The organism is Ralstonia sp. 24A2 (genome assembly GCF_051783885.1).
GTDB lineage: Bacteria > Pseudomonadota > Gammaproteobacteria > Burkholderiales > Burkholderiaceae > Ralstonia.
In genome coordinates, this window is sequence record NZ_JBPVZD010000003.1 from 1675957 (window position 1) to 1699196 (window position 23240).

At 63.8% G+C, this 23240-nt stretch carries 21 protein-coding genes; 12 read left to right on the forward strand and 9 right to left on the reverse strand.

Annotated elements, in window-relative coordinates; genetic code table 11:
• Window positions 1-8 precede the first annotated feature (8 nt).
• Together ACS13N_RS25140 and ACS13N_RS25145 are read left to right on the forward strand one after the other, a co-directional pair.
• A complete protein-coding gene (locus ACS13N_RS25140) occupies window positions 9-959 on the forward strand; it encodes a PDR/VanB family oxidoreductase (protein WP_438934488.1) in 951 nt (316 codons plus the stop codon).
• A 159-nt stretch (window positions 960-1118) separates the two neighbouring features.
• Window positions 1119-2219 (forward strand): porin, encoded by a 1101-nt coding sequence (locus tag ACS13N_RS25145; protein WP_438934305.1) that lies wholly within the window; start codon window positions 1119-1121, stop codon window positions 2217-2219.
• A 60-nt stretch (window positions 2220-2279) separates the two neighbouring features.
• Here ACS13N_RS25145 and ACS13N_RS25150 read toward each other — a convergent pair whose 3' ends face one another.
• From ACS13N_RS25150 to ACS13N_RS25165, 4 genes are all read right to left on the reverse strand, one after another.
• On the reverse strand, window positions 2280-3158 hold the full coding sequence (locus ACS13N_RS25150; RefSeq protein ID WP_438934306.1) for a 2-hydroxy-3-oxopropionate reductase: 879 nt from the start codon (window positions 3156-3158) through the stop codon (window positions 2280-2282).
• 105 nt (window positions 3159-3263) lie between these two features.
• Window positions 3264-4310 (reverse strand): hypothetical protein, encoded by a 1047-nt coding sequence (locus ACS13N_RS25155; protein ID WP_438934307.1) that lies wholly within the window; start codon window positions 4308-4310, stop codon window positions 3264-3266.
• Window positions 4307-6511: an FAD-binding protein gene (locus ACS13N_RS25160; protein ID WP_438934308.1), complete on the reverse strand. Its 2205-nt coding sequence runs from the start codon at window positions 6509-6511 to the stop codon at window positions 4307-4309. The genes ACS13N_RS25155 and ACS13N_RS25160 overlap by 4 nt, the downstream gene beginning before the upstream one ends.
• 4 nt (window positions 6512-6515) lie before the next feature.
• Window positions 6516-6911 (reverse strand): DUF805 domain-containing protein, encoded by a 396-nt coding sequence (locus tag ACS13N_RS25165; RefSeq protein ID WP_438934309.1) that lies wholly within the window; start codon window positions 6909-6911, stop codon window positions 6516-6518.
• A 113-nt stretch (window positions 6912-7024) separates the two neighbouring features.
• Here ACS13N_RS25165 and ACS13N_RS25170 point away from each other — a divergent pair, with 113 nt between their 5' ends.
• Together ACS13N_RS25170 and ACS13N_RS25175 are read left to right on the forward strand one after the other, a co-directional pair.
• Window positions 7025-7762 carry a helix-turn-helix domain-containing protein gene (locus tag ACS13N_RS25170; RefSeq protein ID WP_438934310.1) on the forward strand — a complete coding sequence of 246 codons (738 nt, stop codon included), beginning with the start codon at window positions 7025-7027 and terminating at the stop codon, window positions 7760-7762.
• A gap of 166 nt (window positions 7763-7928) precedes the next feature.
• Window positions 7929-8060, forward strand: coding sequence for a hypothetical protein (locus ACS13N_RS25175; protein ID WP_438934311.1), 132 nt, complete (start codon window positions 7929-7931; stop codon window positions 8058-8060).
• On the opposite strand, the gene ACS13N_RS25180 is transcribed toward ACS13N_RS25175, so the two are convergent.
• Together ACS13N_RS25180 and ACS13N_RS25185 are read right to left on the reverse strand one after the other, a co-directional pair.
• A complete protein-coding gene (locus ACS13N_RS25180; RefSeq protein ID WP_438934312.1) occupies window positions 8061-8591 on the reverse strand; it encodes a cupin domain-containing protein in 531 nt (176 codons plus the stop codon).
• A gap of 20 nt (window positions 8592-8611) precedes the next feature.
• The gene (locus ACS13N_RS25185) at window positions 8612-9817 is read right to left on the reverse strand and encodes a sterol desaturase family protein (protein ID WP_438934313.1); all 1206 of its coding nucleotides are present in this window, start codon (window positions 9815-9817) and stop codon (window positions 8612-8614) included.
• Window positions 9818-10120: 303 nt separating this feature from the next.
• Here ACS13N_RS25185 and ACS13N_RS25190 point away from each other — a divergent pair, with 303 nt between their 5' ends.
• A complete protein-coding gene (locus tag ACS13N_RS25190) occupies window positions 10121-10693 on the forward strand; it encodes a DUF4337 domain-containing protein (RefSeq protein ID WP_438934314.1) in 573 nt (190 codons plus the stop codon).
• Window positions 10694-10824: 131 nt separating this feature from the next.
• Entirely contained in the window at window positions 10825-11517 is a 693-nt protein-coding gene (locus ACS13N_RS25195) for a hypothetical protein (protein WP_438934489.1), read from the forward strand.
• 13 nt (window positions 11518-11530) lie between these two features.
• Here ACS13N_RS25195 and dbpA read toward each other — a convergent pair whose 3' ends face one another.
• Together dbpA and ACS13N_RS25205 are read right to left on the reverse strand one after the other, a co-directional pair.
• Window positions 11531-12928 carry an ATP-dependent RNA helicase DbpA gene (gene dbpA / locus ACS13N_RS25200; protein WP_438934315.1) on the reverse strand — a complete coding sequence of 466 codons (1398 nt, stop codon included), beginning with the start codon at window positions 12926-12928 and terminating at the stop codon, window positions 11531-11533.
• A gap of 14 nt (window positions 12929-12942) precedes the next feature.
• Window positions 12943-13128 carry a hypothetical protein gene (locus ACS13N_RS25205; protein WP_438934316.1) on the reverse strand — a complete coding sequence of 62 codons (186 nt, stop codon included), beginning with the start codon at window positions 13126-13128 and terminating at the stop codon, window positions 12943-12945.
• A 162-nt stretch (window positions 13129-13290) separates the two neighbouring features.
• On the opposite strand from ACS13N_RS25205, the gene imuA reads away from it, so the two are divergent.
• The 5 genes from imuA to ACS13N_RS25230 all read left to right on the forward strand — a co-directional run bounded on the left by imuA (window position 13291) and on the right by ACS13N_RS25230 (window position 21328).
• Complete coding sequence (gene imuA / locus ACS13N_RS25210; protein WP_438934317.1) at window positions 13291-14223, forward strand: translesion DNA synthesis-associated protein ImuA; 933 nt, start codon at window positions 13291-13293, stop codon at window positions 14221-14223.
• Entirely contained in the window at window positions 14156-15718 is a 1563-nt protein-coding gene (locus ACS13N_RS25215; protein WP_438934318.1) for a Y-family DNA polymerase, read from the forward strand. Before imuA ends, ACS13N_RS25215 begins: the two co-directional genes overlap by 68 nt.
• A gap of 7 nt (window positions 15719-15725) precedes the next feature.
• Window positions 15726-18956 (forward strand): error-prone DNA polymerase, encoded by a 3231-nt coding sequence (locus ACS13N_RS25220; protein WP_438934319.1) that lies wholly within the window; start codon window positions 15726-15728, stop codon window positions 18954-18956.
• A 550-nt stretch (window positions 18957-19506) separates the two neighbouring features.
• Window positions 19507-19983 (forward strand): helix-turn-helix transcriptional regulator, encoded by a 477-nt coding sequence (locus ACS13N_RS25225; RefSeq protein WP_438934320.1) that lies wholly within the window; start codon window positions 19507-19509, stop codon window positions 19981-19983.
• A gap of 160 nt (window positions 19984-20143) precedes the next feature.
• On the forward strand, window positions 20144-21328 hold the full coding sequence (locus ACS13N_RS25230) for an anion transporter (RefSeq protein ID WP_438934321.1): 1185 nt from the start codon (window positions 20144-20146) through the stop codon (window positions 21326-21328).
• 4 nt (window positions 21329-21332) lie between these two features.
• Here the strand turns inward: ACS13N_RS25230 and ACS13N_RS25235 are convergent, their stop codons facing one another.
• Window positions 21333-22166: an aldo/keto reductase gene (locus tag ACS13N_RS25235; protein WP_438934322.1), complete on the reverse strand. Its 834-nt coding sequence runs from the start codon at window positions 22164-22166 to the stop codon at window positions 21333-21335.
• 145 nt (window positions 22167-22311) lie between these two features.
• Between ACS13N_RS25235 and ACS13N_RS25240 the strand changes: the two genes are divergently transcribed.
• Window positions 22312-23217, forward strand: coding sequence for a LysR family transcriptional regulator (locus tag ACS13N_RS25240; protein ID WP_438934323.1), 906 nt, complete (start codon window positions 22312-22314; stop codon window positions 23215-23217).
• The last annotated feature ends 23 nt before the right edge of the window (window positions 23218-23240 follow it).

The window sequence follows — 23240 nt, forward strand, 5'->3', positions numbered from 1 at the left end:
CCATGAGTATGAATCCCCCCCTCAATCTGCGCGTGCACGCTATGCGCTACGAAGCCCAGGGCATCGTGAGCGTGGAGCTGCGCGATGTGGATGGCAAGACCTTGCCCGAGTATGCGCCGGGTGCCCATATCGACCTGCACCTGGGCAATGGCCTGGTGCGCAGCTACTCGCTGTGCGGCGCGCCGGAAGTGCGTGACCGTTATACGGTTGGCGTGCTGCTCGACCGCAACAGCCGCGGCGGCTCGCGCTACGTGCATGAGCAACTGCGTGTGGGCTCAACGCTCAAGATCGGCGGCCCGCGCAACAACTTCGCGCTGGATGAGGCTGCGCCGCGCACAGTACTGGTGGCCGGCGGCATTGGCGTGACGCCCATCGTCTGCATGGCGCGTCGGCTGGCGGAGCAGGGCAAGACTTTCTCGATGCTCTACTGCGCCCGCTCGCGCACCGAAGCCGCTTTCGCTGACGACCTGGCAGCACATGGCGATGCCGTCCGTTTCCATTTCGATGCAGATGCAGGCGGCCCGCCTGACCTGAAAGCACTGCTCGCAGGACATCCTGCCGACACGCATTTCTATTGCTGCGGTCCTGGCCCGATGCTGCGCGCCTTCGAGGCCGCATGCGAAGCGCTGGGCTACGCCAATGTCCACATCGAACGCTTTGCGGCGGATGCAGAGGTGTCGTCGGTGCAGGAGGGCGAGTACACGGTCAAGCTCGCGCGCACCGGTTCGGAGTTGTGCGTGCCGGCCGGCAAGTCGCTGCTCGATGCGCTGCTGGAAGTGGGCGTGGAGGTGGAATACAGCTGCAAGGAAGGCGTGTGCGGCTCGTGTGAGACGCGCGTGCTGGAGGGCGAGCCCGAGCACCGTGACAGTGTGCTCTCCAAGAGCGAACGGGCTTCGAACCAGACCATGATGGTCTGCGTGTCGGGCTGCAAGGGCAAGCGGCTGGTGGTCGATCTTTAGGTACTTGAGCGCCGGCCTGACCAGCCGTGCGCTCTCTTTTTTTTGCGTGTCAATTTCTTAAACGTCGTTTCATGGGCGAAACGATCAATAACAGCCTGCCAACAGGCGGGCAATAACAACCGGTAGGGCCTGACACCCTGACCAACGGAGGAAGCAGAAATGAGGAAGACACTGTTCGCCATGGCGGCGATGGGCCTGGCTGGCACGGCCGCTGCGCAGAGCAACGTGACGCTGTACGGCAGCATTGATCAGGGCGTGGCCTACATCAACAACCTGAAAAGCGGCTCGACGAGTGGTTCTGCCATGCGCGTGGACCCGGGCACGATGCAACCGGACCGTTTCGGTTTCCGTGGTACGGAAGACCTGGGGCAGGGCACACAGGCCATCTTCCAGTTGGAGTCGGGTTTCCTGGGGGACACCGGCAATAGCGTGGTAGCAGGCAAGCTGTTCAACCGCGCGGCGTGGGTCGGCCTGTCGAATGAGCGCCTGGGCAACATCCAGCTGGGCCATCAGGCGGACTTCATGTTCGACTACCTTGGCCGCCTGAGCAACGGCTTCCAGCTCACCAACTTCTACCTGTTCCACCCGGGCAACTTCGATAACCTGGCCAACCAGTTCCAGATCGACAACGCCGTGCGCTATGTCTCGCCCATCTTTGGCGGGCTGCAACTGGGCGGCATGTACGGTTTTGGCGAGGTGCCGGGTTCGCCTTCGAAGAGCCGTAGCTACAGCCTGGGTGCGTACTACAGCAATGGCGGATTCCGTGCCGCGGCGGCCTACACCGCGTCGAACGACCGGGCGCTGGACATTGCCGGTCGCCTGGGCATCACCAACACGCTGGGCACGACGCTCGTGCCGGGTGTGATGACGCCGATGAGTTCGGTCAAGTCGTTCGGTGCGGGCACGCTGTACCAGTTCAGCAGTCTGCCGGTGCAGATCAACGCGGTCTACACGCAGACGCGCATCACGCTGGGCGGTGCCAATGCACGTTCGCAGAACGTCGACCTGGGTACCGCATGGCACTACAGCGCGGCGAATACGCTCAACGTCGGGTACACGTTCAGCAAGTACGAAAGCGCGCGCTGGAACCAGTTCAGCGTGGGCAACGTGTATGCGTTCTCCAAGCGCACGCAGGTGTACTTGCAGGGCACGTATCAGCGCGCCTCAGGCGATGCGCCGTCTGCGGCGATCAACGGTGTGGGCGTATCGGCTAACCGCAGCCAGATCGTTGTCAGCACCGGGGTGCATCACTCGTTCTGATGTCCGGGCCGAATGCGGCGCTGCGGACAGGCTCGCAGCGCCGTGTTGGTCCATGTGTGATCAAGCGACGGTGTGGTCCGCCATCAACTCAAGCGCCTTCACCATCGCCGAGTGATCCCACGCCTTGCCGCCATTGGCCGCGCACACGCTGAAGAGCTGCTGTGTGCTGGCCGTGTTGGGCAGGGCAATGCCGAGCTTGCGTGCGCCTTCCAACGCCAGGTTCAGGTCTTTCTGGTGCAGCTCGATGCGGAAACCCGGATCGAACGTGCGCTTGATCATGCGTTCGCCATGCACTTCCAGAATGCGCGATGAGGCAAAACCGCCCATCAGCGCCTCGCGTACGCGCGCTGGGTCTGCCCCGGCCTTGGAGGCGAACAGCAGCGCTTCCCCCACCGCTTCAATGGTCAATGCAACGATGATCTGGTTGGCGACCTTGCAGGTTTGCCCCGTGCCGGACTCGCCTACGTGCGTGATGTTCTTGCCCATTAACGCAAATAGTGGTTTGGCACGCTCGAATGCCGCGGTCTTGCCACCGACCATGATGGTAAGCGTGGCATCGCGCGCACCCACTTCGCCACCCGAGACCGGCGCATCCAGGTAATCGGCCCCAAATGCCTCCACACGCTTGGCAAATGCCTGGGTCTCAATGGGCGAGATCGAACTCATGTCGATGAACAGCTTGCCGGCCGCAAGACCTTGAGCGACGCCATCTTCACCAAACAGCACGTTCGCCACGTCGGCCGTGTCCGGCACCATGGCGATGACGATGTCTGCTGCTTGTGCAACGGCTGTGGAGTTGGGGGCAACCGTTGCCTGGGTGCGCAGGTCATCGGGCACGGAATGCTTGCCGCTGACCACGAGGGTGTGACCGCCCTTTAGCAGGTTGCGGGCCATGTGGGCGCCCATGATGCCCAGACCGATGAAACCGATGGTTGCCATGATGTTGTTCTCCCAAGAGGCAAATTGGTTGAGGCAAACCCCAAGCGTAGATCAGTTTGGGCATGGCGGTGCGCAGGTCGCGTTCTTCTCCATCAAGATCCACCTTCAGTAGTCGTAGACGTGCTCGACCTGCCAACCGCGCTGCCTGGCCGCCAGCAGGGCGTCGGACAGCTTGCCTACGAGGATGAGTGCCCCGACGCGCCGCTGCTTTGCCGGCACGGACAGGGATTGCTCGAACAGCACGCGCCCTAGCGTGGTGTCGAACGGCGCACCATCCGGCAGCCAGATGGTGATCAGCACATCCGACGTGTTACCTGCAATGTCGACGATGCGAATGCCGTCTTCCGCCAGGGCGGCTGCCGCAATGCGGAAATCGAAATAGCGAGGAAGTGACAGCACGGCGCACCCGTCCGCCGCACGCGTCACGATGCTGACCCGTGCAGGTGGTGTCCACCCTGGCGGGATGTGGTCCACCACCACGTCCGTCGTCATCTGTGCCGGGGTGTAGATCTCGCCCGTGGCCCAGGCGATCAGTTTGCCGTAGAGCGCCTTGAGGATGTATTCGGTGGTCAGCGCATAGCGCCGCTCCCACTTACGCAACGGGTTGGCGCCAGTGCCCGGCACGTCAGTCCACAGATGCCTGAGTCGCGCGGCGAAGTCGAACCGATACCAGGGCTCCTGGCGGATGAAATCGACATAGTCTTGAGCAGCGGTGGCGGCGTAGCGATCTTCGGCACTGGGCCGGCTGCCGGACAGGGCCCAGCTCAGTCGTCCAACGGTGTTTTCGTAAGCCGAGCGCAGCCCGTACTCAACGGTGGTGCTGACCGACAGCACGCCGATCATCAAGTGATAGCCCGGGTTGGCTGGATACCCGCCATGCACCTGTTCGGCCGATACCGCGGCGTAGCTTGACCACAGCTGCCCAATGTGGCGGATGAACGGAAAATCCTGGGGCGCGCCCGTCTGCACGGTGCGTGCATACTCGGCCGGGCTGTGCACGAGAAACCATTCCGGATAGGTCAGCAGCGTCTGCTCGGCGCTGCGGCGATCGGCGGGTGGGACCAGGCTGTCCGCAGCCTGTGCGCAAGCGGGGTGCATGGCGGCGGCACCGAGTGCGAGCGCGGCCAGCGTCAGCTTGATGCGATTCATCATGATGAGGCGCGCTCTTTTACGAACGCCATCAGCAGGTTGTCGGTGGGGTCGCCTTCCTGGCGCAGTTGCATGCCGGTGTGGCGTAGTCCGCAGCGCTCGATGCGGCGGATCCAGGCTTTGGCGCTGGCAAAGTGGCGAAGCTCTGCGGCATTGGTGGCCCAGCTTTCACCGAGCCCCGCGTTGAACACCGTATGCGCCAGCGCGACAAAGCGGTGCATGGCTGATGACGTCACATCATGCTCACGCACTACGAACATGCCGCCGGGCCGCAGTACCCGTGCAATCGATGCCAGGAACGGCTCCAGCTTCTCCGGGGCCATGTGGTGCAGGCCGATCAAGCAGCTCACGAGGTCGGCGCTCTCCGGCGGCAAGGCGAGCGGCGCGTAGTCATGCAGTGGGATGGCCTTGCCGATGGACAGGAGTTGGCCACGCTCGACGATTTCGACAGGAGAGAACCCCGGTGCCGTATCGGTGACCAGCGTGACACTGCCTGTGACGCCCGCGTGCTTGCGCAGCGCGCGCACGTACCGGCCGGTGGTGCCGATCTCAACGTAGTCGCGCGGCCGTGCATTGCCGATCAGTTTGGCAGTTTGCCGACCAATCTCGTGCTTTTGCGTGGCGAGCGCCGGCAGGGCGTGGGTCAGCATGGCCAGGCGCGGTGTGATACGGGGTAGTGCGGCCTGGAGGTTGCGGTAGATCGCTTCATCGTCGCCACCTGCCGCAATGCATTGTTTGATCAGCGCGTGGAAGCGGTCTTCCGGCACGAGGTTGAAGATGTTCCGCAGGAAGGCGTAGAAGCCGTCGGCGGATTTGACATCGCCATAGACGGACGCGAACAGCGACGGCTGGACTGCCACGTCCGTACTGGTCGCGTGTGTCGGGGCGTAGTAGCGATCCCATAGCGCACCACGCAGCCGGTAGTGCGGGTCCAGCTGTGTCTTGAGCGCGAAGAGTTCAACTGCACGCGGGTAGGCGCGATGAAACTGCGCCGGTGTCGCGTGTGGCTGATACGGCAGGTAGTACGTGCCGCCGGCATCCAGCGCGGCATCGATCAGCTCGCGCGTCCACACGGCCACTTTTTCCAGCGCGCTGTCACGCGTGCGTTGCTTGTAGTAGAGAACGAAGGCAAAGGTCTCGCCGCGCGCCCACGACATCACGGTGCGCGTATCAGCCGCCGCATGCCGCACCGACACGTTGACCGCATTGACCCGGTAACGCCGCAGCGTGGCCGCGAGCGCCTTGGCAAAGCGCGCCATCTGCGCAGCAGGCACGAAGTACTCCTGCAGGACATAGGTACGATGCCGGCGGTCAGTCGGCTCAAGCTCCGCCACGTCGTAACCGGCTTCGTAGTTGCGCCAGTGCACCTTGCCGCGCAGGTAGATCAGTGGGTCATAGAGGAACTCGCGGCGGAACTTGCCCAGCGGCGTTTCGGTGATAGCCCAGAGCAGGTACTGCTCCACCGGAAAGGACCGTTGTGGCGTCTGCAGACGCGGCGCGGTGGCGGGCTTGTCGGTCACCGTCCAGCTGACAGCGCGGCCGGCAGCGTAGTGCGGTGGGTACAGGTCGAAGTTGTGGAACACCACGTCGCCGTGTCCGCGCACATTGGCATCGAACCATGCGGGATAGTCCGCAACGTCCAGCTTGATGGCGCTGCGTTCTACGCGCGCATTCGGCACCAGTTCCAGTTCGACTTCGGTGATGATGCCAATGGCGCCATACCCGCCAATCGCTGCATGGAAGAGGTCCGCATGCGTGGCCGGCGTTGCCTCGATCACTCCTCCGTTGGCCAGTACCAGCGTGATGGCCCGCACGGACGACACCACCGGTCCCGCCAGATAGCGCCCGTGCGCGTTGACCGACAGCGTGCCACCCACGGTGAAGTTGGCATAGGTCTGCATGATCTTGACGGCCAGACCGTGCGGATCGATGAAGCGCTGGATGTCACACCAGCGCGTGCCCGCCTGGACGCGGATGGTCTTGGCTTCCGGCTCAAAGCGCAGGATGCGGTTCATCTTGCGCAGATCCAGATGCAGCGTGCCGGGGCTGGCGGTCTGGCCGCCCATGCTGAAGTGCCCGCCGCCCACCGACACCGGAAAGACCGTGCCGCTTAGTGCATCGGCCACCTCCTGGGTGGAGCAAGGGGTGGCCACCGAAAACACCGACATGCGGTTGAGTTGCGTAACGTCGTTGATGGTCGTCATGGCGTTATCCCGCGATGTTGACCTGGAGGTAATCCACGCGCGCTGCAGACTGCGCATCGAAGCGGTTCTCGCCGGTGATGCCGCGTTTGAGCAGCAACACCAGCAGCCACAGCGGACCCAGTACCGGCAGCAACACCCACCACAACTGATGCCCGCTGAACCCGGTGTCGTGCAGGCGGCGCGCTGAGGCAGCACCGGCTGTCCAGAGGAACAGCGCACTGAAGATGGCACCTGCCGCATCACCCCACACCACCATGGCGGCGGAGCCGAGAGCAGCGCAACTCAGCGCCAGCCCCGCAAGGTGGAACACCCACGCGCGGCGTGACAGCCTGCCTCGTGCACAGAAGAGAGCAATCAGGATCGGTTTCAACGTGGGCTCCAGGTCAAGGGTTGGACGCATTGGCTACGCCGGATTGGCGTGAGACGCAGCATGCGCAACAGGACTGGAATCCGCACGGTTTATCTGGAAAAATCTGGAAATCGACACACGAAGTATCAAAAAACGATACCTAGATGACCGAGATTACACAGCTCATCGCAACCATCAAACAGCGGTTGAAGGCCGCCGGAATGACCTATCGCGACGTCGCGCAGGCACTCGACCTGTCGGAACCGAGCGTGAAGCGGCTGCTTTCCAGCGGGCGGCTGACGGTCGACCGCCTGGCGCAGTTCAGCGAACTGCTCGGCATGACCATGGCGGAATTGCTGCGTGAATCGGAAGCGTCACAAGCACGCATCCACACGCTCACGCATGCGCAGGAGGCGCAACTCGTGTCGAACGACAAGTTGCTGCTTGTTGCGGTGTGTGCGCTCAACCACTGGTCGTTGGCCGATATCGTCACGACCTATCGCCTGTCAGAGGCCGAGTGCATCAAGCAATTGCTGGTGCTTGACCGCATGGGCGTGGTGCAGCTCAAGCCCGGCAATCGCATCCAGTTGCTGGTCGCGCGCGATTTCGACTGGCTGCCTTATGGGCCGATCCGGCAGTTCTTTCTGCAACGGGGCATGCCTGACTTCATGGAAAGCCGCTTCGACGGCGCGGAAGAGACCCTGGACTTCAGCCACGGCATGCTGACCAAGGCTGGGTATGCGCAGCTGCAGGTCGAGTTGCGCAGACTGCGCGCCAAGCTCGCTACGCTGCACGACGAGGCGGCCGATGCGCCACGTGCCGAGAAGCGCGGCACCGCGTTGCTGCTGGCGATGCGCGTGTGGGAACCCGATGTTTTCAGAGCGATGCGGCGGGCCACATAGGCGGTGTCAATCGCGCATCACACGCGATGACGTGACGCAAAAGATCCGCCTGAGAATTGGCGCCAAGAACCGTGATTGCTCGCGCAATGGCTTTTGGTTGCCCTCTCATAAGCTGAATCCATGCCGATAAGACAGCTATCGGAGCACGGCAGAGATGGGAGGGGATATGTCCACCACAGCCACCGCACCAGCCAACTGGATCGTCGTCCTGACATGCGCGTACATGGAGTACAGCACGTGGCGCGGCATGAGCGTCTATCGCCGCACAGTCGGCTACGAGAGCGTGGTGTGGTGCTGACTAGCGCACTGCTGGCGCAGTGGGCAACTTCGGTAGCAACCGACGGATCAGATCATCATGTGCCGCATGACTCTTCAACAGCACACGGCTTTCCGCCAATTCGAATTCACTGAATTCGAAACCCGGCGCGACCGTGCAGCCAACCAGCGTGTAACCGTGCGCACCGGCAACACGTTCGGCAGCAAACCAGCGGCCCGCCGGCACCATCGCCTGGTACACCGCCATTTCGTCGTTGGCCGCGTGGCCCAGGCGATGCGTGCGCACCGTACCGCCGTCTTCCAACACATGCACGTCTAACGCATCGCCCGTATGGAAATGCCAGAGCTCGTCCGACTGGATCCGATGCCAGGCGGAGTATGCATCATCCGCCAGCAGGTAGTAGATCGCGGTCGCAGCCGCACGTTCGACGGCAGGGACGCCGCGCTGGATGCGTTCCTCGCTGCGATAGGTCTCGCGGTAGAAGCCGCCTTCCGGGTGCGGTTCGAGACCGAGCCGGTGGATGAGACGCAGCGCAGCGGGGGCGATCGGCATGATGATGGAGTGTCCTCGACTCAGTCCTGCTGACGACGGAACGGAAAGCGCTGCTGGTTGATGAAGCCGTCAGGCATGTAGTCGCCCACCACGCCATATTTTTCCGGGAAGGCCTTCTTCGATTTCACCGCCGTGCCAAACATATAGTCGATGAACGCAAAGTGCGCGGCGTAGTTCTTGTCGATGGCCTCGTCTTCCGATGAGTGGTGCCAGTGGTGGAAGTCCGGCGTCACGAAAATGTACTTCAGTGGCCCCCACGGCAGGTGCACGTTGGCATGATTGAACACCGCCTGGAAGCCCACGATGATGATGTAGACATCCACCACGGCTTTGTCAAAGCCGAGAACGAACAGCGGCCCCAGCACGGCCACACGCGTGACGATCAACTCGAGAATGTGCTGACGCGAACCAGCCAGCCAGTCCATCGTCTTCACGCTGTGATGCACGGCATGGAAGCGCCACAGGAAAGGCACCTCGTGATACGCACGGTGCGTGACGTACTCCATCAGGTCGGCCACCAGCATGCACAGCAGCAACTGCGGAATGAACCAGATATGCTGCACCATCTGCTGGAAATCTGCGTGGACCATCCACCCGAACACGCGGTGGATCAGGAAGTTCACTACCAGCAGCACCAGGCCCACGATGAAATGGTTGACCGCGAAGTGCGCCATGTCGGTCTGCCACTCGGCGCGGAACACCGGCTGCTTCTTGTAGAGCGGGAACAGCTTTTCGAGCAACACGAAAATGGCGGTGGAGCCGAGCAGGTCGAGAATGAACCAATCCATGCCGATATACGGCGTATGGTCAGGGAAATCGCCCACCGGCACGCGCGAACCGCCCAATGCCACTGCAATCACCACGAACACAAACGCCAGGCAGTTCAGGCGGCGGCGGTTATCCAGCACGATATTCGCCAGCGACAGGCCACCCGAAATCAGCAGCGAGACAAACAGGATCTGCCGAATCACATCAACCGAGTACGCACGCCGCAATTCCGGCGTGGTCATGTACTGCGGAAAGTGAAACGCCAGCACGCCCAGCAGGCAGAGGAAACCCAGCACCAGCGCCAGGACGGTGCCGATCATGCCGCGGCCGAAAACCATGCCGCCGCTGGAATGCAGCAGCGTGTTGGCATCGCGGATGGTGGCGTCAGCCACGCGGACGATGGCGGGGTGATGTTCCTCTTCAGGCGAAGGTGCCGAAGGTTTGTGGTTGGTATCCATGGATCTGACTCGCGCGTATTGTTTTGTTTTATTAACAATGCGATAGCCGATTTGATATCGGTCCCCGTTCGCATCGCTGCGCGATTATACGGATCAGACTGACGGGTTCAACGCTCTGTTTTTCACTCGGAAATCCCCCGAGAGATTGGCCGGCTTTTTTAAAGCACGCCAGCTTAGGGAAGGGCGGCCCATGCCGTTGGATACATGCACCAGCGGGCGTTGCGTTTCCACACAAGTCCATGCATTGTGAGGTCCGCGCCTGACGGGGCGCATGACCACACAAAACCAAAATGGGGAGCCACGATGTCTGAAGGATTTCACGTGCACGGCGCGCACGACCATGTGCTGGAGCATGCCGCAGAAACCGGCCACGCAGACAGCTTTGCCGGCCGCATCGCTGTCATGACGGCCATTCTGTCGACGGCCGGTGCCATCTTCGGCTACCAGGGCGGTGCCACGCAAAACGAAGCGCTGCTGGCCAAGAATGAAGCGGCCATCCACAAGACGGAAGCCGCCAACCGCTGGGCCTACTACCAAGCCAAGGGCCAGAAGCAGGCGATTGCGGAATTGACCGCGCAACTGCCCGGCGCCGACCAGGCGGCCGCCAAGCGCGAAGCCCAGCGCTACGCCACCGAGAAGGAAGACATCCGCCGCCAGGCCGAAGACCAGGAGCGCCTGGCCAAGGAAGCGGACGAAGCCAGCGAGCGCGCCGTGCACCATCACCACCGGTGGGCGCAGGCGGTGGTGGCCATGCAGGTGTCGATTGCGCTGGCGGCGATCACGCTGCTGTCGCGTCGGCGCTGGCTGCAGGTGATCTCGTACGGTGTGGGTGGGCTGGGTGGTGTGCTGGCGGTGATGGCGATGCTGCATATCTGAGTTGAGCCGGCACAATCGTTCATCGCGCGGCGGTTGCGCCGTCATGTGCGCTGCCGCGAGAATGTCGCCCGTGCGGGAGGCAGTCCGTCTCCCCGAACCTGGACACGAACAGCATGACACTCGGAATGTGGATGCGGCGCGCGGTGGCAATCCTGGGCTTGTCGGCTAGCGTACTGGCCGTGGCGGCTGGCCCAGCGGTTGAGCCCGGCGAATACGTCTATGTGGAAGGCGGCAGCGCCCATGGCGCGATGTCGGTCAAGGGTAGCGGCTTCAACATCGAAACGATGGGTGCGAACTGCCATACGTGCGCCGTCAGCGGGACGTTCAAGGGCCGCACCGGCGTAGCCGATGCATGCCGCATCGCGGTGTCGGGCGGCAACGGCGTGCTCAAGCTCGATACGTCTGCCACGCAGGACGCCTGTCGTGATTTTTGCGGCATGCGTGCCGGGTTCGATGGCGAGTATCGCCGCCCACCCGCTGCGTGCACCGATCGCCAACGTACGGTCCGCATCGGCCAAGCGCATAAGCAATACGCTGCCAAGGACTATGACGGCGCCCGCACAACGCTGCGCGCACTGCTCTCCGAATGCGACACCTTCATGGATTGGATCGAGCGCGACAAGGCGCGTAGCGACCTGGCCGTGACGGAATACCATCGTGGCGACAACCAACAGTGCCTGGCGGCGTTGTCCGACACCGTGGCTGTGCGCATGCAGGGCGACAGTTCAAGCTTCCTGCCGCCGTGCGACGCCGACAACTACGCATCCACCAGCAAGGCGATCCTCTACAACCAGGGGCTGTGCAAGGCGCCGGCCAAGCACTGACCAGCCACCGGCGTCATTCGTCCATCAATCGAACCCTGACCTTCTTGCCCTTCACCGTGCCCCCGTTGAGCTTGCGCAGCGCGTCGCGCGCGATGCCACGCTCGACGGCGACGTAGGTCGAGAATTCGGTCACATTGATCTTGCCGATCTGGTCGCCGCGAAAACCAGCGTCGCCAGTCAGCGCACCGAGCACATCGCCGGGACGGATCTTGTCCTTGCGCCCGCCGAGAATCTGCAGCGTTTCCATGGGCGGCAGCAGCGGCCCGTCGTTGCTGGTATCGAGTTCGTCGAGCTGATGCCATTCGACCTCGCGCCCAAGCACCTCCTCGATATTGCCGACACGGCCCATCTCGTCCATGCTCGCAAGGCTCAGCGCCCAGCCGTTCTCATCGGCGCGGCCCGTGCGGCCGATCCGATGCACGTGCACTTCGGGGTCGGGAGTCACGTCGACGTTGATCACTGCTTCAAGTTGTGCGATATCGAGCCCGCGTGCGGCAACGTCGGTCGCAACCAGCACCGAGCAGCTTCGGTTCGCGAACTGGATCAACACCTGGTCGCGTTCGCGTTGCTCAAGCTCGCCATGCAACGCCAGCGCATGGATGCCCTCTGCGCGCAGCACGTCGAGCAGGTCGCGGCATTGCTGCTTCGTGTTGCAGAACGCAAGCGTGCTGACCGGGCGATAGTGCTTGAGCAGCAGCCCGACGGCATGCAGCCGCTTGTTGTCGGTCACCTCGTAGAAGCGCTGGCGGATCTTGCTGTCGTCGTGGCGCTCTTCGAGTTTCACCTCTTTCGGATTGCGCAGGATCTGCCGGCACAGCTTGGCGATGCCGTCCGGGTAGGTCGCCGAAAACAGCAGCGTCTGCCGGTCGGTCGGGCACTGGCGCACGACCGTCGCGATATCGTCGAAGAAGCCCATGTCGAGCATCCGGTCCGCTTCGTCGAGCACCAGTGTCTTGAGCGCATCGAGCGCGAGATTGCCGCGTTCGAGGTGGTCCATGATGCGACCCGGCGTGCCGACGACGATATGTGCACCGTGTTCAAGGCTTTCCGCCTGCGGGCGCATCGGGGTGCCACCGCAGAGCGTCAGCACCTTCACGTTCTCTTCGGCGCGCGCGAGGCGGCGGATTTCCTGCGTGACCTGATCAGCGAGTTCACGCGTTGGGCACAGCACCATCGCCTGCACGTCAAAGCTGCGTGCGTCGAGTCGCGTGAGCAGCGGGAGCGAGAACGCCGCGGTCTTGCCGCTGCCGGTCTTCGCCTGTGCGATCAGGTCGTGGCCCGCCAGCGTGATCGGCAGGCTCGCGGCCTGGATCGGCGTCATGTCGGTGTAACCGAGCTGCGCGAGGTTCGCGAGCACGGCGGGGGCGAGTGCCAGGGTACTGAAGGGCGTGGCGGTCGGTTCGGTGGTCATGTTGTTGCGTCGGTTCAATTGAACGGCCGGCCTTCGATTTGCTCGTAGACGACCGTGCCGTCGTCGGCCTCGAAGCGCTCGACGTAGTTGCGTGCGCCGCATAGCGTGCAGCGGAACAGCGGCCCCTGGCCTTCGTCCTTGATGACGACTTCGGACGGTTCCCACTGCGTGCCGCAGCTCTGGTTTTTGCAAGTGAACACGGTTTTCTCCAGGTGGGTTCGGTTGCGCACCGTTGGTGGCAAGGCGGGATGGGGCGACAAGATGGAACAACGGCAAGGACGTTTAGAAACAGGCTAGCGCAGAGCGAAAGTTGTGATACTGTATATCCATACAGTATTTGCGATTTGTCCCCCGCGCTTTCCATGTTTGCGCCGTCCCCGTCTCTTTTTCCCGCTGAAGGTGTCGCGGAACACCCTGTCGCCACTGGGCCGGCGGTGTGTGTGTCGCGCCTGCCTGCGCAAAGAGCCCGGATAGTACCAGCGCCTGAGACACTGCACCCGGCGCTGTGGCGTGCAGGCAGCCTGGCCCGGGCCAGTGGCCGCGTTCTGGCCACCGGTTACGACGCACTGAACACCGAATTGCCCGGCGGCGGCTGGCCGCTGGGTGGGCTGACAGAACTGCTGTGCCCCCAGCCTGGTATCGGTGAGTGCCGTCTGCTGCGTCCGGCACTGTCCACGCTGTGCGCTGGGGCAGGGCGCATTGCCTTGGTCGGCCCGCCCTATCTACCTAACGCGGTGCGGCTGGTCGGCTGGGATTTCTCTCCTGAGCAGATTGTCTGGGTGCGCGCCGACCAGCCGGCCGACCTGCTGTGGGCAGCCGAGCAGATCGTACGCAGCCAGGCATTTGGCGGCGTGCTGATTTGGCTGAACCAGGCGCGCCCCGGCGCGCTGCGCCGGCTGCAGGTGCTGGCACAAGCAGGCGAGAGCGCTATCTGGGTGTTCCGGCCGGCACAGGCGCTGCGTGAGTCATCACCGGCGGTGCTGCGTCTTGGGCTGGTGCCGGCGGGTGGTGATGCGCTGTCCATTCTCTTTCACAAGCGGCGCGGGCCATTGCGTGACACGCCGCTGCTGTTGCCGTTGGCGGATCCGCTGCAGGCAGGGCGCGCTTCCGTTCGTCCGCTGCCCACGCAGCCTGCCGAGCCATTCACCATGGACCCGGCCACTGCGGCGCTGCTGGCCGCGCTGTCGTCTTCCTCTGCGTTCGATGCTTTGTCGGACGCTTCTGATCATGCCGTTCTGGATCGCGGTGCATCTGCCCCGTCTGCCGCTCGACGCGCTTCGACCCCAGTGGTCTGACCCCGCCGCGCTGCCCCTGCCGGTGGTGGTGCTGGAGCAGGAGCGCGTGGTGTCAGCCAACCGTCTGGCGGCGCGTGAAGGCGTGCACACGGGCTTGCGCCGGGCGGGGGCGCAGGCGCTGGTGCCGCACGCCGTGCAGCTTGAACGTGATCCGGCGGCCGAGGCGCGGCTGATGCAATCGCTGGCGCTGGCGCTGCTGGCATTCACGCCGCACGTGACGCTGGATGTGGCCGACGAGGCAACGGTGCTGCTTGAGGTGGAGGCGAGCCTGCGCCTGTTCGGCGGGCATCGCGCGCTGTGCCGAGCGGTGAAGTATTGCGCGTACCGGTTGGGCGCCGTTCCTGTGCTCGGCGCCGGACCGACGGCACGCGGTGCGGCATGGCTGGCGAGCACGCCACCGGTGCGTGGGCGTCGCGCAGCAATGCAAGGCGGTGTACGACGGGCCGTGCGGCTAAAGCGCATGTCGACCCTGCTAGACGCACTGTCGATCGATGCCGTGGTACGCCTGACGCGTCCGGATTGGCTTGAGGGTCTTGGTTGTCGCCAACTGGCCGATCTGCGTGGGCTGCCACGTGCGGGCCTGCGACGGCGCTGCGGGCCGCTGCTGGTCGATACGCTCGACGCGGCCTATGGCGATGGACATGAGAGCTTCACATGGTTTGCCGCACCGCTGCGCTTTGATGTGCCACTGGAACTGCCCGGTCGTATCGACAGCGCCGAAGGTGTATTGGCTGCGTCCGAGCAATTGCTGTTGCAACTGGTTGGCTGGTTATCGGCCCATCAACTGGGGGCGAAGACCTGTCGGCTCGCGCTTGAGCACGAACGCCGGCGCGGCCGAAGCAGTGAGGATGCCGCATCTTCCACGCCGGTGGAGATCGCCCTGGCGCAGCCGGTTCGCACGCTGGCGCACCTGTCACGCGTGCTGCACGAGCGCATGCACCGGCTCACGCTGATCGCCCCGGTGGTTGAGCTGCGCCTGACGGTGACGGACGCCACACCGCTGGCACCGCCTACGGAATCGTTGTTTCCCGAACCCGGTGGCCGGGCGGAAGATGCGGCTCGCCTAATCGACACACTCATTGCCCGTTTAGGGGCGGGCAACGTGCGCCACCCGCAGCCGTGCGCCGACCATCGCCCCGAGCGCGCCAACCATTGGGTAGAGGTGAACGCCGCCACCACCGCGCACAGCCGCGCCGCCGCACGTCAGGCGCTGGCGCAGTGGCACGCGCAGCAACCCGAGCGGCCGCTGTGGCTGCTGGAGAAACCCATCCCGCTGCTGACGCGCCGACACTATCCGTACTACCGTGGACCGCTGCGGCTGGTGTCCTTGCCCGAGCGCATCGAATCCGGCTGGTGGGACGACGCCCTCATCAAGCGCGACTACTTCATCGCAGAAGGCGAGGAGGCTGTGCGCTACTGGGTCTACCGCGAGCGTGTTTCGTCATCGGCCAGCGAGGAAGACGCCCGCTGGTATCTGCACGGCCTGTTCGGCTAAGCGTGTCATGGCGACAGACACATCGCCCTCCATCGGCCTGCCTGACTATGCCGAGCTGCATTGCATCAGTAATTTCACGTTCCTGACGGGCGCGTCGCACCCAAAAGAACTGGTGGAGCGTGCCAAGCAATACGGCTATCAGGCTTTGGCGTTGACCGACGAATGCTCCGTGGCCGGCACCGCGCGTGCCCTCGTGACCGCCAAGGAGGAGGACTTCAAACTCATCATCGGCAGCCGCTTTACCGTGCGCAATGGACAGGGCGAGCCCTGGCTGCAGTTGGTGCTGTTGGCGCAAAACATCGAGGGTTACGGCAACCTGAGCGAGGTCATCACGCACGCGCGGCTGGCAGCGCCCAAAGGGGAATACCGCCTGCTGGCCGATAACTTGGCTGCGCCCAAGGGCGAGTTGGCCCACCTGCGCGGCGTGCCTGACTGCCTGGCGATTCTGCTGCCCGACTATGACGCCGACCCGCAACAACTACGCATGCAGGCGTTGTGGTGCCAGCGCGTGTTTGGCGATCGGCTATCGATTGCGCTGGAGTTGCCGCTGCGTCATGCGGATGACCGCCATCGCGGCACGGTGGCAGCAGTCTCGGAGCAGCTCGATGTGCCGATGGTTGCCACCGGCGGCGTGCAGATGCACACGCGGCAGCGCAAGCCATTGCACGATGTGCTGACGGCCATTCGCCTTTCCAAGCCGATTGCCGAGTGTGGATTGGAGCTGTCACCCAGCGCCGAGCAGGCCATGCGCACGCGCATGCAGCTTGCGTTTCTCTACCAGGGCGAGCGTGGCAAGCGTGCCCTGCATCGCAGTGTGGAGTTGGCCGGCCTGTGCCAGTTCTCGCTCGATGAAATCGAATATGAATACCCGAGCGAGGTCGTTCCAGAAGGCATGACACCTGCCGAGTACCTGCTCGCCGAGGTCCACGCCGGTGCCAAGCGGCGCTACCCACAAGGCACGCCCAAGAAGGTGCTCAAGCAGATCAGCATGGAGCTCGATCTGATTGCCGATCTGGGCTACGAGCCGTTCTTCCTGACCGTCTACGACGTGGTGAAGTTCGCCCGCAGCAAGGACATTCTCTGCCAGGGGCGTGGCTCAGCGGCCAACTCTGCGGTGTGCTACTGCCTGGGGATCACCGAGGTGAACCCGGACAGCGGCAATGCGTTGTTCGCGCGTTTCCTTTCACGCGCACGCAGCGAGCCCCCCGACATCGACGTCGATTTCGAGCACCAGCGCCGCGAAGAGGTCATCCAGTACATCTACGAGAAATACGGCGTGACACGCACCGCACTGGCCGCCGCGCTCATCACGTACCGCACGCGCAGTGCCTTGCGCGACGTTGGACGCGCGCTCGGCATCGATCTCGGCATCATCGAGCAGGTAGCCAAGGGGCAGGCGTGGTGGGATAGCCGTAAGGAGTTTGCCGAGCGTGCTGGTCAGCAGGGGTTGGACCCGGAGTCCCCGCTGGTGCGGCGCTGGGCTGAACTGGTGGGTGAGCTGCGTGGTTTTCCGCGCCACCTGTCGCAGCACGTGGGCGGGTTCGTGATCGCGCAGCACAAGCTCTCACGCCTGGTGCCGATCGAGAACGCGGCCATGGAGAACCGCCGCGTCATCCAGTGGGACAAGGATGATCTCGAATCGCTGCGCTTGCTGAAGGTGGATGTGCTGGCGCTGGGCATGCTCACAGCCATTCGGCGCACGCTCGATATGGTCGATGCGCTGCCTGGTCGTCGTGCGTATTACAAGACGGCCGAAAAGCTTGCCATGCAAGACCTGCCGGAGGGCGACGAAGAAACCTACGACATGATCTGCCGTGCCGAGACCATCGGCGTGTTCCAGATCGAATCGCGCGCGCAGCAATCGATGCTGCCGCGCCTGCGCCCGCGCAAGTATTACGACCTGGTGATCCAGGTGGCCATCGTGCGCCCGGGGCCGATCCAGGGGGGCATGGTCCATCCGTATCTGCAGCGGCGTGAAGCGGAGCGCAATGGTGATCCCAATTGCGTGACGTATCCCGGCAAGGAGGTCGAAGGCGTATTGAAGCGCACGCTGGGCGTGCCGATCTTCCAGGAACAGGTCATGCAGATCGCCATGGATGCGGGCGATTTCACCGCGGATGAGGCTGACCGTTTGCGCCGCGACATGGCAGCCTGGAAGCGCAAGGGGAACCTCACGCAGCATCAGGAGCGCCTGGTACAGGTGATGGTGGAGGAAAAGGGCTACGACCGAGCTTTTGTCGAAGCGTTGTGCAAGCAGATGGAGGGCTTTGCCGAATACGGTTTCCCAGAGAGCCACGCGGCCGGTTTCGCCAAGCTGGCCTACGTCAGCAGCTACCTGAAGTGCCACGAGCCGGCGGCGTTCTTTGCCGCGCTGCTCAACAGTCAGCCGATGGGGTTCTATTCGCCGTCGCAACTGGTGCAGGAAGCGCGGCGTAGCCGGGTGCGTGTACTGCCGGCAGACGTGACGGCCAGCGTATGGGACAGCACGCTGCATCCCCGTGCGGATGGCGATGGCGCGGAGCAGCCCGACATCCGCCTCGGTTTGAATCGCATTCGCGGCATGCGCAAGCCGGCTGCTGAACGCATCGAAGCCGCCCGCGCGCAGGCCCCTTTCACCAGCGTGGACGACTTGGCGCATCGCGCAGAACTGGACCGCCACGACCTGAACGTGCTCGCCGCCGCCAACGCGCTCAAACCGCTGGCGGGCCATCGCCGACAAGCGTTGTGGCAAACGCTCGCCCTGCAGGAGCCCGGACACGACCACGCGCTGCTGCGCCAGGCCCGCCCGGTAGAGGCGCCGCTTGTGCTGCCCGCCCCGCCCATCGGCGAGGAAGTGGTGGCTGATTACAGCAGCCTGGGCCTGTCATTGCAGCGCCATCCGGTCAGCCTGCTGCGGCCCCGGCTTGACGACATGCGCTTTGTGACCGCCGCCATGCTGGCGGGCTATCGCAACGGACAGCTCGCGCGGGCTTGCGGCATCGTCACGGTGCGGCAGCGGCCGGGCACGGCCAAGGGCACCATCTTCGTCTCTATAGAGGACGAAACCGGCACCATCAATGTCGTGCTCTGGCCGCGTCTGATCGAGCGCCAGCGCCGTGAGGTGCTGAACGCCCAGTTGCTGGGCGTCTACGGCAAATGGCAATGCGAACGCGAGACGCGGCATCTGGTCGCTCAGCATCTGGTGGATCTGACGCCACTTCTGGGGCGCTTGGCCACCTCCAGCCGCGATTTCCACTGAACCGGTATCCGCTGGTTTTCCTGCCCCGCTTCAACTGACCGCCGAATCACCTTCCGGCATGGCAATTGCGTGACGAAAGACACGCGCCTCCCTGTGCTCGTGACGTCGGGGCCTCAGATTTCTCTCTCTCACTCGGCCCCCCTCCAATCGGTGGATAGGGCAAGCGCGGATCGACGAAACGTGGTGTGGGTGCAAGGATTTGCGCATGAGACGTCACAAACGTGACACACCAAGCGAAGAAAACAGCATCTGCGAGGGAACCGACCTCTTACCGAGCTTGTCACGGTAAACACAGATGGCGGGATGCGCTTTCATCACGCGTCAATGTTGGGTGCAGTCGAAATTACGTCTACTCTGTAGAAAACACATCGCGGAGGCCGCCACCCAAAGCGTGTGCAACGGTGTGCAATACAACGATGACACCGCTCGCACACATGTGTACGACCGCGAATCAAGGTGCAGTGCACCCGACATTCGCTTTGTTTTCAGCCCATCGTGCGGGTCCCCCGGGCCCGGCGATGTTTCCCATCTCAGGTGCAGGAGCGAACAGATGGAACAGCCCTTCAAGCAGTTACACAGTCTGCGCAAGTCGCGCAAGCTCAAACAGGAAGACGTCGCCAAGATGGCCGGCATCTCCCGCGAAGCGTATTTGCGCGCGGAATCCGGTCGCGCTGACCCGCGCCTGTCGACGCTGATGGCCGTGGCCGGCGCGCTGGGGCTGGAAGTCGTGCTAGCCCCGCGCGATGCGGTTGCCGAGATCGAACGCGTGATCGCCAGCCATCCGACCCAGCCGCTGCAAGGCGGTACGTCGAGCACCGAGGCCAGCCAGTCTGGCTCGATGGGGGGCTCGACCGGCGGTCACGGCCTGGCAGGCCAGTATCGCGGTCCGGAGCGTACGCCGCAGTCGGCTTACCACCCGGGTGGCGCCGGTGGCACGAGCGATCGCCCGAGTGCTGGCGGTACGGGCTCGTCTGGCGGGTCGGATCGTCCGGGCGGATCGGGTTCCGGCGGCTCGCGCGAGTCGTAAGCCAGGCCGACAAGCCTTGATCGGGTGCGCACCGCGTGCCCGGTCAGCGGTTGAGCGCTTGAGTTGAGCCGCTGAGGCCGCAGCACGTACAATCGGCCGGGCAAACCGCGCCCGGTTGGTTTGTGCGCTTTTGCGCCAACGTTTCCTCCTGTTTTTCCGTATGCACGGCGATTCGCCTCGTACGCGCATGGCACAAGCCATGCCGGCATCCCCTCCAACCACTGCCGCGCAACATCATCCGCCGTTCTGGCACAACCTCAAGCAAGACGTTTTCTTCTGGCTGCTGCTGTTCGTCTGCGGTGTGTTCTCGATCGTGTCGCCGCAGCGCATTGCTGACTATCCATCGTTAGTCGACTGGCACACGATTGCAGCGCTGGCGGGCTTGCTGATCCTGACCAAGGCGGTCGAATCCAGCGGCATGCTGCAATTGCTGGGCGTGCGTCTGGTTGATGCCGTCAGCAGCGAACGCGTGCTCGCGCTCAGCCTGGTGGGCGCGTCGGCGGCGTTGTCGACGTTGCTGACCAACGATGTCGCCTTGTTCGTGATCGTGCCGCTGACGGTCGGTTTGCGTCAGGTGGCCAAGCTGCCCGTCACGCGGTTGATCATTTTTGAGGCGCTGGCCGTCAATGCGGGCTCGGCGCTTACACCGATCGGCAACCCGCAAAATCTCTTCCTATGGCACCAGTCTGGGTTGTCCTTCGGAGCGTTTGTCTGGCAGATGGCGCCGATGGTCATTTTGCTGACGGTGCTGCTGCTGGTGGCCACGTGGCTGGCGTTTCCATCGCACGAGATCCATCTGCATGCTGAAACTGGTGATGTGGAAGTGCACAAGCGCCTGCTGCTGCCAGCGCTGGTGCTGTACGTGCCATTTCTGGTGCTGACCGACCTGGGATACCCGCTGGCGGCGCTGGCCGGACTGGTCGTGCTCTACCTCATCGGCGCGCGTTATGTGCTGGCGCGTGTGGACTGGGGCCTGCTGCTGGTGTTCGTGCTGATGTTCATCGACCTGCGCCTGGTGGCGCAGCTCGGCGTGGTGCGGCAGGCGCTGGATGCATTGGCGTTGGTCAATCCGATGCATTTGTACTGGGCCGGCATTGGCGTGTCGCAGGTCATCAGCAATGTGCCGGCGGCGATTCTGCTGGCCGAGTATTCGCACGACTGGCCGATGATCGCCTTTGCGGTGAGCGTGGGTGGGTTTGGCACGCTTGTTGGCTCGCTGGCCAACCTGATTGCGCTGCGCATGGCGGGTGACCGCCGCGCCTGGCTGCTGTTTCACGCGTACTCGGTCCCGTTTCTGGCTGTTGCGGCTGGGACCGTGTACGTGTGGCTGACTTGGCTACGCTAGAGCGTCAGGTGGGCACGGCATCCCAATCCGGCGCAAAGGCTGGCTGCACGTAGCGCAACCCCTTGGGCAGGGCGGCAATGGCGGCGCGGTCTGCATCGTCCAGGCGCAGGTTCAGTGCGTCGAGGTTGGCTTGCTGGCTTTCTTGCCGCTGGGCCTTGGGAATGGCGATCACGTTGGGTTGATCCATCAGCCACGCAATGGCCACCTGTGCTGCCGATGCGCCATGCTTGCGGCCGATGGCCTGCAACGTGGCATCCTCCGCCACGCGCCCTTGTGCCAGCGGAGCGTAGGCAGTGAGCGGAATTCCCCTGCCGCCCAAATAAGCCAGCAGCGCCGACTGATCCAGAAACGGGTGGTATTCCACCTGCACGCAGGCGAGCGGCGCGCCGATCGTGTCAATGGCGGTCTTGAGCATCGGCAGATTGAAATTGCACACGCCAATGGCGCGCACACGGCCACTTTCGCGCAACGCCACCATGGCCTCCATCGTTGCGGCCATGTCCATGCCGGGCGCCGGCCAATGGACGAGATACAGATCAACGTAATCCAGCTTCAGTTTGGCGAGGCTTTGCTCAAGCGCCTGCGGGACGGCCTGCGGCGCGAGTTGGTCATGCCAGACCTTGGTGGTGACGAAGATCTGGTCGCGTGGCAGGCCCGAGGCAGCAATGGCTGCGCCCACGGCCGCTTCGTTGGCGTACATCGCGGCGGTATCGATGTGCCGGTAGCCGAGCGCCAGCGCGCTTTCGACCACGGGTTGGCAATCTTCGTTGGGCACGCGAAATGTGCCGAGCCCCAGCCGGGGGATGGAAACACCTTGCGTCTTCAATGCTTGTTGCATGTGCGGCTCCTTGGGTTGCCTTGTGGATGGTCCAACGGGTGAACAGGCCGCCATGGTGCCGATCGCTCAGTTTTGAATAAAGTGCGTAACATGCAAATCATTCGTGAAAAAACTCCCGTAATAGACGCAAACAGAAGGGGATTGCATGACGTTCGATGGGCAGCTGTTTTCCGGCATCACGCTACTGGCAGCCGTGGCGGAAAGCGGCAGTTTCGTGCGCGCGGCCGATGCGCTGGGGTTGTCGCCGTCAGGGGTGAGCCGTGCAGTCAGCCGGCTGGAGACGCGCATCGGCGTGCGCCTGATCGAGCGGACCACACGCTCGCTCACACTCACCGATGAGGGGCGCCGGCTCTACGAACAGGTCGGCCCACACCTGACGGGGATCACCGAGGCCGCCGCGATGGCCTCGGGCGCGGCGGGTGCCGTGCTGGGCCGCCTGCGGGTGAACGTTGATCCGTTTTTCTCGCGGATGGCGCTGGCGACGCCGGTAGCGGGCTTTCTGGAGCGGCATCCCGATCTGTCGCTGGAGCTCATCATGCGTGACGACGTGGGCGACCTGGTGGCCGATGGCTTTGATCTGGCCATTCGCTTCGGACCGCCGCCGGTCGGCTCGTTCGTGGCGCGTAAATTGATCGACACGCGCATCATCACCGTGGCGTCGCCGGACTACATCGCCCGGCATGGGCAACCCGCGCACCCGCGCGATGTGCCGTCACACGAGCGCATCCTGTTCTACAACCCGGTCACGGGGCGCCCCTACGAGTGGGAGTTCTGGCGCCAGGATGAGCGTATCGAGATCCGACCCGCCGGGCGGCTGATGGTGTCGGACGTGCGCACGATGCACGCGGCGTGCGTGGCAGGAGCGGGCATTGCCCAGGTGATGGCGCTGGGTACGGAAGAGCTGCGGCGCAGCGGCCAACTGGTCGACCTGTTTCCCGACTGGCCGGACGAGCGCTTTGCGCTGTACGCGCTGTACCCGTCGCGGCGCCACCTGCCGGCCAAGGTGCATGCGTTCATCGATTTCTGCATTGCGAACTTGCCAGCGGGTTAGCCCACAAAGCGCTGCGGCCGCAC